Consider the following 13,103-nt stretch of genomic DNA (forward strand, 5'->3'; position numbering starts at 1 on the left):
AAATCACACTTATCTAATTCACTAAAAATATAAATATTTGTATTAATTATATTTTTATAATGATTGTTAATATTTTAATAGTAGAAATTATTATTTAATAAAATATAAATACGTTATTTTTGCACGAAAATAAATAATTATTATGAACTTTTGAGTTTTATTTATATTAAATAAACATTAGAAAAGTAATGTGATATGATCCCAATTATGAGATTAAACTTTAAAATTCAAATAACTATGAACAATGATGATGAACTAAAGAAGATTGCTAAACTTAAATTATTAATTAATACATTAAATCGAACTGAAATTGTGATTATTAATTGGCTTTTTATCCCTAAAAATTTAGTAGAAAATACATCAATTAAAGAAATAGCCGATACGCTAAATGTTTCTAAATCACTTATCGTTAAAATTGCAAAAAAATTAGGCTGTTCAGGATTTAAAGAATTAAAAAAATTGTTGCTCAATTATTTTCAAACTAATGATTACCAACAATTGAATATCACTGAAGAAAACCCTTTCAATAATATTATTAAAAATGTCGAATTTAGTTTGATTACTTCAATAAAAGAGACTATATCCCTAATAAATGAGAAAAAAATATCTGAAGTTGTAAAATTGATTTTGGAAAAAGAGAAAATTTTATTGTTCGGCGTAGGTGGATCATATCCAATCTGTCTTGATTTCAATCATAAGCTACTAAGACTAGGTATTTACAGTGAAACTTATAATGATTTTCACTTAATGTCATTAGCTTCTACTCATTTAAATTCAAATAGCTTAATAATTGTAATTTCAACATCTGGTAATTCGTTAGAATTAATATCTTCAATTGAAATTGCCAAGAAAAATAAATCAACAATTATCGGAATAACCAGCAATATCAACTCCAAATTACAGAAATTATCTGATTTGATCTTATATTCCCCAGTATTTAAAGATCCACTACAAGGTCATAATGGACTTGCCAGAATATGCCAATTATTCATTTTAGATATTATTTATTTAATGTTAGTACAAAATAATCCTAATTTATTATTAAGAAATTTAAACCATACGATTGAAAGTAACAGCGCCACCCACAAACAATATATGAATAAAAAAAATCTATAAACACATAAGAATAATTTTTAATGTGAAACAAATCTTCAATCATAATGGAATATAAAACAGATACAAAATCGAAAAATATCAGAATGCTAAGTTTAAGTATCACTATGATTAAAAAGATTAAACTCATCCACAAGGATAATATGAATTAAATTACTTATTACCACTCCTCATCACAGCTAATTTAGTAAATAGATAATTTCTTGAGGGATTTTTTTAAAAAGTTAGCTAGATTGCCGATAATCGTAGATAATTTATCGAAGATTTATCTGAACCAATAGTTAAAAAATAATTAATAAACCATTACTAATGGTTTTTAAGCTGATTAGGTAACAAAACTATTTTGACCAAAATGAATTTGTCTTGTCTTTACTAAATAAAATGATTAATAATTAATCCTAAACCAGATAATAACACTAGTTATTTTCAATTAACTTCATGCTAGAGGTGCTGATGATGAAAAGGATAAAATTAAATAATGGTATTGAAATGCCTATTGTTGGATTTGGAGTATATCAAATTGATGAAAAGCAGTGTCAGCAAGCGGTATTGGATGCAATTGATGTTGGTTATCGTCTGATTGATACCGCTACGGCCTATCAAAATGAACGCCAAGTAGGCGATGCGATTAAAGTTAGTGGAATTAACCGAGATGAGCTGTTTATCACCACCAAACTTTGGTTAAATCGGGCTAGTTATGAAGGTGCTAAAATCCAATTTGAGCAATCCTTAAATTTATTACAAGTAGACTATATTGATCTGTATTTAATCCACCAACCTTTTGGTGATATTTATGGCGCTTGGCATGCGATGGAAGAACTTTATGAGCAAGGTAAAATCAGAGCAATTGGTGTTAGTAATTTTAGGCCGGATCGTTTAGCCGATTTAATGGCATTTAATAAAATAAAGCCTGCCGTAAATCAAATTGAAGTTAACCCTTTTAATCAACAATTACAAGCAGCACCTTGGATGCAAAGTAAGACTATTCAGCCGGAAGCATGGGCGCCATTTGCTGAAGGAAAGAATGATATCTTCAATCATCCAATTTTAACTGCAATTGGAAAAAAATATAATAAGTCGGTTGGGCAAATTATTTTACGTTGGTTAATTCAACGACAAATTGTCTGTTTGGCCAAATCAGTTAGAAAAGAACGTATGATGGAAAACTTTAATCTATTTGATTTTCAACTATCAGATAAGGATATGATCGATATTACCGCTATTGATACTGCAACCAGTGCGTTTTTTTCACATAGCGATCCGGCCATTGTAGAGTGGTTGACTCAACGCCGACCAAATATTTAGTTTTAGAATATTTACTATATGCAGATAAAGTTAGAAAAAGCCGATATTTAACATACAATATCGGCTTTGCAACTTTATTGAGATTTTTTTACATTTACCATTTAGCTCGTATGCCGACAGAAGCACTAACAGGAGCTTTCACTCTGGCATCACCACCATGAGTCCAGGTATGCCCTATTTCGCTATATACATTGATTTGATTATTGATTTCATAACTGCCACCAATCGCTAATTCCGAACTTAAATATTTACCCCCATTACTAAATTCGCTACTAGCATTTTTACAATCAAATTTAATATGATCCGCACCATTTGGAGAATAGAAAAGGTTTACTCGTGCGTAAGGGCGCAATAAAGTGTCTTGAGTTTTATAATTACCTTCTAACCTTGCACCAAAACGGAATAACCAACTATTATTATCACTATGTTTTACAGTGGTTTTACCACTGATATGACTATCTTTTAAATCAAGCCATTGGTGGATTATTTGTGCTTGAGGCTCTAGTTTCCAATTGCTCTCCATTAAAACAAAAGGTTTGCCAGTTTCAATCGATGCGCTCAAACCTTTAGCTTTTTGTTTACTATTTTTATTTCCATTTGGATTGAGATCAACCCGATGACGAACTCCTTGTAAAACCATATCAAAATAACTACCATCATCCTGCATATAGGTACTATATGCAGCTAAAAAGTAAGAATTTATCTCATTATTACCTACTCGTTTATATTTACCACTAGCGAAACCATCAACACTCAAATCACCATTTAAATAACCGAAATAGGCCCCAATTCGCCAATCATCATTCTGCCAAATATCACTGCCTAATTGGAAACCGCTATAGTTTCCTTTGCTATGCGCATTAGCGATGCCATTTTGTTTTAAATTCACTCGCTTGGTTATAATTCGTCCCCAACTTATTGGCGAATTCAACAATGGCACATTACCGATGCGTTGGTGCAAATTACTCTGCATAAGATTATCCGCTAGACGAAGCTGTGCAGCAACGGCGCCAAACAATGGAACCTCTTTACGATAGGTTATCTGAGGTACCGGTTTGCCTGGTTCAGGGTCAATAGTTGGGTTGGTTGGATTCGTTGGATTGGTCGGATCCGTTGGGTTAGTTGGATTCGTTGGATTAGTCGGATCCGTTGGGTTAGTTGGATTCGTTGGATTGGTCGGATTGGTCGGATTGGTCGGATCCGTTGGATTCGTTGGATTGGTCGGATTCGTCGGGTTAGTCGGATCCGTCGGGTTAGTTGGATTCGTTGGATTGGTCGGCTCCGTTGGATTAGTTGGATTAGTTGGATTCGTTGGATTCGTTGGATTGGTCGGATTGGTCGGATCCGTTGGATTCGTTGGATTGGTCGGATCCGTTGGGTTAGTTGGATTCGTTGGGTTATGCGGTAAATAAGAACGCAAATACCAGTTATTATTTTGGTTATTAATATCACCTTTATGTAAATAATATTCGTAAGCACCGGCATCTAAATGTTCTGCTTGCATTTTAAAGGCATCATCACTACTGGTACCGCCAACATGGATTAGTTCAATACCATTGGTATTACCTGTATCAGCACCTAAACCATTAATATCATTGATTTGTATCCATGTGTTGCCTGAAACATTACCATTTACTAGTAGGCGATCGGTAGCACTATCACTATCTTGAAGGACTGTATCAAAAATTAATTTACCGCCATTGCCTATATAATCGCCTGTAACCGTTAAACGGTCACCTGTAAAAGCATTATTAAGATTAATTGAACCAGCGTTATTGACGCTACCAGTTATTATAGATTGGTGCAGACCTGATTGCAGTTCAACTATTGCGCCAGAATCAAGCGTTAAATTATCAGTATTTAAATTACCGGTTAACGTTAGTTTACCGCTACCGCTCAAATTAATATTTTCCCAACCCCAAATAGCCACATTATTTAGCGAACCATCAGAGGTGGATGATCCAATAAGATGCTTATTCAAATTTAGGGTATCATTATCTGAAGAGCCTGCAAGACGAGTAAATTTATTACCGCCATCAACCATAATCAGTTGCGATATATCTGCACCTTCATTAATAAACAAGGTATCATTACCAGTTCCAAGTACAATTTTACCACTGATTTTTGCACCATCATTTAAAGAGATTATAGAATCTGTTTTATCATTTTTAATCGCAATACCGCTAGCCGATGAAACATCAGCACCTTGATTCAGATTTATATAGGTTTTAATCCCTTCTCTACCATTACTATTTATGGCTATTCCGGATGTACTATTGTTGGCGATTACTTTACTTGATATATCGATTTTGGTGTTACCACTAGCATTATTGAATACAGAAATCCCCTTATCAAAGCCACTAATAATCCCATTTGTTTGTTGCAATAATAGATCCTGTGCGCTACCATAATTAGTGGCAATAATTCCAGAACCACCTATACCAGAGACATCGCCATCAATAAAAATCTCGGTCGAACGCTGACCTCGATTTACCAAATTTACACCATTAATTCCACCTTGAATAACACTATTAGTGGTTTGCTTAAATATTAACTCACTAGTGTTAAACTCATTACCCGCCATAACGGCATCTAAATTTCTACTCGTAACTTTACCCGCAATTTTAATAGTAGTTAACCCCTGGCCACTATTAGTAAGATTAAAACCATTAGTTTGCCCAATAATCTCACTATCTTCAGTTTGATTGACAATTAAATCAGAGCTAGATGAGCCATTATTCACCCAAACACTGTCATTATTACTTACGACTTTACCCGCTAAACTGATTAGTGTTGAACGTTGCCCATCATTAGATATATTGAATCCATAATTATTGGCATTGATTTCACCTCCTGCTTGAATAATATTAATCTCCTTACTATTGCCTCTAATTGCCGCGGTAATCCCATCTTTCTCCTCAGCGACTATTTTACTTTTTGTAGTGATATTCGTTGCACCTTGACCTGTACTGATTATATTTATTCCATTTTCCTTACCTTTAATATTACCAGCTAATTGATCAATTTTAATATCATTGGTATTTTCATAATTTGCTACAGTTATTCCATCATTCTGTGAGCCGATAACGTTACCAGAAACACTTACCGACGTAGTATTTTTACCACTATTAAACAAAATAATCCCATAAGTGTTACCTTTAATATTGCCACTGTTCTGAGAAACCGTAATACCTTGACTATTTTCACCATTAACTACTAAAATACCATTATTTTGAGTACCTATAATGTCGCCATCTGCTGTTATTGTCGTGGTATTAACTCCATTATTATCAATATTTATTCCGTCTAATTTACCTTGAATACTTCCTCCAGACTGAGTAACACTTGCTTCTTGGCTATGTCTATAGTTGTTAATATAGATACCATAATGCTGACCACCAATAACATCACCATTGGTATCAACAGTGGTTGACCCTGTGCCATAATTTGTTAAAGAAATTCCATTTAGACCACCTTGGATACGCCCTGATTCTTGTTTAGCTATAATATTTTGGGTATTTGTTTGAATCGTGGCATTGATACCATTACCATTTTCACCAATCACGCTACCTGTGGTAGAGATAATTGTTGAACCTGTTCCATTATGGTTAACATTAATACCATCTGTATTACCATGAATTTCACCTGATGCTTGAGAAATAGTAATATCCTTGGTATTAGTATCAGCAGCAGCTATAATGCCAGAATTAATATTGCCAGTAACATTACCTTTGATAGTTACATTAGAAGAACCAGTACCTCTATGGGTAATATTGATACCAGCGTTTTGACCATAAATCGCGCCACCATTTTGATTGATAATGAGATCACGAGTATTAGTTCCATTGATTATACGAAGCCCATCATCCCCAGAACCTGTCACTGTACCATTAGTGTTAATTTCGCTTGAACCATTACCTTGATTAGTTAGAATCATGCCATAACTTAACCCTTTGATATTACCATTCGACTGTTCAACCTTTAAACCAGTCGTGTTTACCCCACTAAATACAGACATACCTTCTTGATGTTGGCCTTCAATATCACCCATAATAGAAATAGACGTTGTTTCATTGCCATTATTAACAATACCAACACCAGATCCTTTTCCTATAATGGAACCTGCTACCTGATTAAAGGTTAATTTGTGAGTATTCGCAAAATTAGTAATAGATACCCCAGAACTTTGATTAGCCACTATCTTACCGGACGTTGTGACTATCGTTGAACCATTGCCACTATTAACAGCATTGATGCCGTTTGCCAAACCATTGATCTCGCCTGATTTTTGACTAATGGTTAAATCATGAGTGTTGGAATTGTTATTGGCAAAAAGACCGTCATTTTGTTTACCGATAACTTTTCCCGCTACCGTGATAGAAGTTGAACCATTACCAAAATTATTTGCTTTGATTCCATTAAGTGCACCTGAAATTAAACCACGATCTTGCGAAATAGTTAAATCGCCTGCATTTTGTTCATTAGTTGCATTAATCCCTTCTTTCTCATCACCAATGACATTGTCATTAGTATCAATATTTAATTTGCCTTTTCCTTTATTATCAGCATTAATACCATTTTTTTTACCGTGAATCTCACCTGATGATTGGATTATATTTAATCCCTGAGTATCTCCATCATTCACAGCCAAAATACCATCAAGATCATCACCTACCACAGAGCCAATGGTCGATATCATTGTGGTACCATGCCCATAATTAACCGCATTAATTCCATTTGATTTTCCATGGATACTGGCATCAATAAGCTCCATGATATTCAAATCATGAGTGTTATTTGAGTTTACCACATGTAAACCATCGTTTTGCTTACCCGTAACATCACCCGAAATATTAATCGTTGTAGAGCCAGAACCATTATGGCCAAGATTGATTCCGTTTTTACCACCAATGACCTCACCATCAGACTGGTTTAAATTGATATCATTGATATCATTACCACTCATATAGTTATAACCATCGTCATTGGACTCAACATGGTTAGATATAGGTAAATCGACAGAATTGCCAAAGTTAGTCATTGCCAAAAATTGACTTATAAAAGTTGGTGATTGTTTGCCAACAGAATTTTTATTCAGGTTTTGATTAGTAATATTTTTTCCACAATTTTTGTTGAGCGATGAACTGTCACATTGGGCATAACTGAAAGGGATTATTGCTAATGATAAACCGGCAATTGATAATAAATTAATAAAGAATAATTTACCTTTAGATTGCGATTTTTCTGATGTCACTATATAGGCTTGACGTCGTACACTCCAAACTAACTTATATACTTTATTCATTATTTTCTCTCCCGAAATAAATCTATGCTAGTCAAACAACATTTTCATTGGAAAAATTAGATAGAGAATTAATACACAGTACTAATAAGTCCTAGTCCATTTGGGAATTAAAGGTTAGAAAATCATTACTAATTGTGGAACTGCCAAAAATCTTAAATAACTATAAGATTCAATTTATAAAAACATGAGTAAATTGAAAAATAATTTAAAGCAGAAAAAAGATATGTTATTGATGAGTTTAAATTTACATATAAAAAAACAATATTAATTCTCTCTTTTTACCACATAGTAGAAATCTTAGCAATCAAAAGAACAAAATATGTCGATGCGAATTAAAAAATCCAAATTTGCTTATATAGTTATACTATTTTTATACTTATGGTTTATCGATAGTTTTTTTGCAAGGTCCATAGGTATTACTCCATAAATAAACTTAGAATGTAAATCAACGACTTTAACCAATATTTACCGTTGAGAACCAATTGCAAGATTACCTTTCCACATTGCACAGATAACATCCTCACGATGTTGCCCATAATTCTCAACATCTTCTACGCGGTAATAAAATAAATAGTGAAAAAAGACAATTTAGAAAAATTGTTGTAAAGAATATATTAAGATATAATTCAATAAATTCGCAGATGCGATAAATAAAATTATAAAGGATTTAGAAATGTCTAGTCAGGTTATATCTTACGTTGATAGAGCGGTTCAATTATTAAATAAAATCGGAATTATTATTAAACCACAAGCCGATGCACCGATTTTAAAGTTCTTGGATAATGTTGCTGAGATTGATAAAAATCGAGTTATTACAATAGCTCGAACTTTACAACAACAAAGCGCATTCAACCAAGTGGTTCGCGAGCAAATTGATGGTGTTGAAGTTTCACAACGTTATACCCAAATTGTTAATCATTTTGATAGCATCCGAACGGATATGGAAAAGATGTTAGGTTGGCTTGATGATGGTAAATTAGATTTTTTTGAAAGAATCAAAATTGGTTGGATGAAACTGCAACGAGGTTCTATTCCCGACCGATTTAATCTTATAAAAAAGACCTATTTACAAGTATCGCAAGAAACCGGCAATCAAATTGAGCGTGAACATACTATTTTAAATGCTTATCAAGATTTTCGATTTGGATTGAAACAAGCACAAATCATTGCTCAGGAATTAGTGCAAATAGCAACAGATCGCCTTGAAGAATGTAAAGTTAAATTAGCCTCTGCCATTGCTGACGTAGATAATTTTAATGAAGATGATCATGTGGCAAAAGCACGTTTAGAGCTTATCCGTGACGAGGCATTACGTAATGTGCAACAAGAAGACAGCCGTTATCAAATTATTTTGGATTTAGCCAATAATTTAACCGTTTCTTATAATTCAGCCGAAGCCGTTTTTGCCCGTATACAACAAACAACTTCCGTGAAAGAAAGAGTTTATCAACAAAGTGTTAGCTTTTTTTCTACCAATGAAATTGTCTTTACGGCATTAAGTGCTTCAATCACCTCTTTGACTGGTTTAAGCGAAAGCACTAAGACATTAGAAGCAATGAAAGATGGCATGAATAAAGGTATTGAAAGCATTGCATCTGCTGGTAATAAGCAATTAGAAGAAAGTCTACGTGCTGGATATGGTTCAACCATTAAAGCCGATTCTCTACGTGCTTTAGTGGAAGCGATTGTCAATTATCAAGAATCAAGTCAACAATTAATTGCCGAGCTACGTAATGAATCGATTGATAATGCCAAAGAGATAGATCGTATCGTTGAAGATGGCAAACAACGCTTTAATAATATTATTTTTAAGGTTAATAATTAATGTCGAATATTAAGCTTAGTGAACAACTAGGTGCAATGGCAATCATTGACGAACTTTATCAAAAACAACAATTGTTACTTGAGCACCTAAATTATGACGCTTTGCGTAGTAAATTAGCCGAAAATATAAAGAATTATTATCAAGTTAAAGGGCAAATTGTTAACGACGAAATCATTGAGAAAGGAATTAATCTTTGGTTCAGCCAAAGATTACAATTTGTTGCGCCTAAACATAATTGGTTAATCCGTTTTTTTGCTTTTTGTTACGTAAAAAGAGTAAAATTTTATCCATTTATTGCTGGGATCTTATGTATTCTATTGTGTCTAAATTGTAACGAATTCAAAAAAATTTTTGAACTCAACAACAAAATCGATAAAACTTATCGTCATATTTTAATTGAAAAAAAAATCTTAACTGACCTAAACAGAGAATTTTTGCCGCTTGATAAGCTTCCGGTATATAATGCACAAGTGCCTGTAAAAGATTTAAAAACCTCAATCAGTTATATACTCAACCAAGAGTTTAATCTTCCTTTTTCAGAATCTTCAAAGAATTCATCGCCAACTTTTAATTATGATCAAGAAACACTTTATAAACTAGAAGAAATTGATTTTTCAATCACTACAATTTCATCTCAAGCTGCCAGAGAAATATCAAAATTAAGTGAATTGCTTGAGGAGGATAAAAAACTCAATAATTTAATTAAAAGTGATGAATTTATACAGGCTAAAAAAATATATCCTATTTTACAAATTTCAGTTGATAAAGCGCTTGATAGGCTTAATCAAGGGCAACAGGATATTGATCTTGAATCAATCGAATCACTTTATAATTCTGTTGGGCGTGCAGAAACGCTTGAAAATAAAATTCAATCTGACTTGAAACAGTTACAAGCATTAAATGTGCCTAACTCTGATATGAGTGAGGTTATTGCCTTGCAAAATGCTTTAAGTGCTGATTTAAAAAATTTGAATTTTAAGCATGTCGAGCATTATCAAGAAATGATGGCTTACTATATAAAACTGGCTCAAACCAATTTAACGTTAACGATTGTTGATCACCCAAATTATAAATCAGGAGTTGAGCGTACTCATGACAATACTAATGGTAAATCTTGGTACTTAATCGTCAGACCGATGACAACAACCAACAATCCAGATTCATTATGGGTAAAAAGTATTGAAACAGGGGAATCAAAATTGGTGGATACATTTGGTCAACAAGTCACTTTAGAACAATATAACAGTGTTAAAGCCGATAAAATGCAAGATGGGCATATTGATAACAATAAACTTTGTACCAAACCACAGGGAAGATTAATATTCAATTGTCCAAAATCAGTTAAATCAGGTCGGATTTTGGAGTGGTAAACTATGCAGCAACCGAAAAGCATTGAAAAGAAAATTTGTGCTGAGGCAGAAAAGATTAAAGCCTCGTTAGATATAGCTTATCAAAAAAGACAAGATATTCTTGATGATATTTTAAAATTAAAGAATGAGCAAGCTAGTATATATCAAAAAATTGCCACCATTTATTTAAAAGAATCACCCCATAATGATAATTTTCAAATACAAAATATTATTAAGCAATTGCAAGGATTATCTAATGACTTAACTAGCAAAATTAGTCATTTAGATAAAGTAATAGCTCAATTTCAACAGGAATTGCAAGATATTCATGCAAAAATAGATGAACTCACTACCCAAAAGGTGCTGCAACTTGAAAGCGATCCTGAATATGTTGCATTGTTTAATCTGTTTACCAAGGAAAAAGGATTTTTAGAAAAAATAACAAAAGATTACGAACTATGCCAAGAAGAGTTCACCAAAAAATTAGCAGAGTACAGTAAAAATTGTTATTACAATTATTTGCGCAAAAGAAACTATGGTGAAGATAATTATAAAGGTCGTTGGATTTTTAGAAATCTAGATGAAACGATAGCTGGATTTATTCATTTTAATGAAAATTATAAAAATCAAAAAATACTCGAATCATTAATAAAAGAATCGCAAATAAAATACGAAAATCAAAAAAAATCATATGAGTTAGCCAGAGATCAAAAATTTGATAAAGAACAATTAGTTGAAAAAAGTTTGAATCTACCGCAACTAAAATCTCAATTGGTAAACATTGAATATGATTTGGAAGATGCCCAACGACAAAGGAAAAAGGCTTATGACACCTTAAATGGCACACAAACAGGACAAAGTGATCAGTTTAAACAGCTATCAGCGCAATTAGCTAAATTATTAAAAAATCAGTCAATTAAACAACTTGAGCGGCTAACCTTACAAACAGAATCTAAGGAAGATGATTTCTTACTTAAGAGAATTCCTGAAATAGATGAACAAATAAAACAACTTGAAGAACGTATACCACATGTTCAAGAATCAATTAATAATCAGGAAAAGATTTATATTCGCTTTAATGAGACACTGAAGCTATTTAGACAAAATAATGTTCCTAGCTCTTTTTATGAATATAATATTTCTTCATACACTCTCAATGACCTACTAGAAAACTTAAAAAATCATGGTTATTCCCCTGAAAAAATGGTCATGGAGCTTCTAGCTTGGCGCGTCCTAAAAAATAATACAACTTCAACAAATACCAAGAGTGGCTGGTCGGTATTAAGTAGCTTAAGTTCATCGTCTAATCGTTCAGGGCGATCATCATCAAGTCGGTCATCCAGTAGAAATAGTTATTCGTCGAGTTCCTCATCGAGTAGTAATGGTTATTCATCGAGTTCTTCGTCTGGTGGAGGTGGATATCGGACTACGGATAGTTTTTAACTATACAAATAATAAAGATATTATGGTTATAAAAAGATTTTATTGATGAAATAATATAAAGAAATTAGTAGATATTTAAAGATAGAAAAAACTATTTTATAGATAAGTTAATTTTTATATAAATAAAATTAGTTTTATGCAAGTAAGTTTTTTAGTATTTACTAAATAGTTCATTAAGTAGGTGCATTAAATGCAACCTACTTTTACCCTATCAGATCAGATAATTTAAACTCAATGAGTTAATAAGTTAGGCGAGATTTTAGCTGCATGAAATAGGGTAAATTCTAAATCAACCAAGTCATAAACACAAAATGGATCTAATTTCATAATATTTTTAACTTCTTCAAGTGAATCACTCATTACTACAATAATAGCACCTTTTTTATTCTCTAAAGGACCAGACGCGATAAACTTATTGTTGGCAAAATACTCATCTAAAAATTTGTTATGTTCTTCAAATTTAGCTAATAGTTCTTCCAAAGGTCTTTTAAACTTAAATGTTACAATTATCATTATACATTCCTTATATATTTTAAATTAGTTACGTAAATCTTTAGCTAAATCTTACTAGCTTAAAAATCTTGCTTATTATGCTGTCTGTTGTCATACAAAAAAGAGTTAAAAAAGTTAATAGTTCGATTAAAAATCAATCCTGATTTACCAATACCTTCATTTTTTCGCGTTAAGATTTTTCAAGAGTCTATTGACTATAAATGGATGTAGAACAGAAACTTGTAACTATCCCCTAAAATAGTACAGCAAA

General features: G+C 32.4%; 7 protein-coding genes. 5 read left to right on the top strand and 2 right to left on the bottom strand.

Annotated elements, in window-relative coordinates; translation table 11 throughout:
• Nucleotides 1-237 precede the first annotated feature (237 nt).
• Together AC5LXV_RS13190 and AC5LXV_RS13195 are read left to right on the top strand one after the other, a co-directional pair.
• Nucleotides 238-1,116, top strand: coding sequence for an SIS domain-containing protein (locus AC5LXV_RS13190; protein ID WP_493466725.1), 879 nt, complete (start codon nucleotides 238-240; stop codon nucleotides 1,114-1,116).
• A 453-nt stretch (nucleotides 1,117-1,569) separates the two neighbouring features.
• The gene (locus AC5LXV_RS13195) at nucleotides 1,570-2,418 is read left to right on the top strand and encodes an aldo/keto reductase (protein WP_493466726.1); all 849 of its coding nucleotides are present in this window, start codon (nucleotides 1,570-1,572) and stop codon (nucleotides 2,416-2,418) included.
• Between the two features lie 94 nt (nucleotides 2,419-2,512).
• Here the strand turns inward: AC5LXV_RS13195 and AC5LXV_RS13200 are convergent, their stop codons facing one another.
• On the bottom strand, nucleotides 2,513-7,723 hold the full coding sequence (locus AC5LXV_RS13200; protein ID WP_493466727.1) for an autotransporter outer membrane beta-barrel domain-containing protein: 5,211 nt from the start codon (nucleotides 7,721-7,723) through the stop codon (nucleotides 2,513-2,515).
• Nucleotides 7,724-8,396: 673 nt separating this feature from the next.
• Here AC5LXV_RS13200 and AC5LXV_RS13205 point away from each other — a divergent pair.
• From AC5LXV_RS13205 to AC5LXV_RS13215, 3 genes are read left to right on the top strand one after another with little or no spacing between them, the layout of a single operon-like run.
• Complete coding sequence (locus AC5LXV_RS13205) at nucleotides 8,397-9,548, top strand: merozoite surface protein 3b (protein WP_493466728.1); 1,152 nt, start codon at nucleotides 8,397-8,399, stop codon at nucleotides 9,546-9,548.
• The gene (locus AC5LXV_RS13210; RefSeq protein ID WP_493466729.1) at nucleotides 9,548-10,918 is read left to right on the top strand and encodes a DUF6384 family protein; all 1,371 of its coding nucleotides are present in this window, start codon (nucleotides 9,548-9,550) and stop codon (nucleotides 10,916-10,918) included. The genes AC5LXV_RS13205 and AC5LXV_RS13210 overlap by 1 nt, the downstream gene beginning before the upstream one ends.
• Before the next feature lie 3 nt (nucleotides 10,919-10,921).
• Nucleotides 10,922-12,340 (top strand): hypothetical protein, encoded by a 1,419-nt coding sequence (locus tag AC5LXV_RS13215; RefSeq protein WP_493466730.1) that lies wholly within the window; start codon nucleotides 10,922-10,924, stop codon nucleotides 12,338-12,340.
• A 231-nt stretch (nucleotides 12,341-12,571) separates the two neighbouring features.
• Here the strand turns inward: AC5LXV_RS13215 and AC5LXV_RS13220 are convergent, their stop codons facing one another.
• On the bottom strand, nucleotides 12,572-12,853 hold the full coding sequence (locus tag AC5LXV_RS13220) for a YciI family protein (RefSeq protein ID WP_493445094.1): 282 nt from the start codon (nucleotides 12,851-12,853) through the stop codon (nucleotides 12,572-12,574).
• Between the last annotated feature and the right edge of the window lie 250 nt (nucleotides 12,854-13,103).

This window comes from Gilliamella sp. LMG 34359 (genome assembly GCF_984569085.1).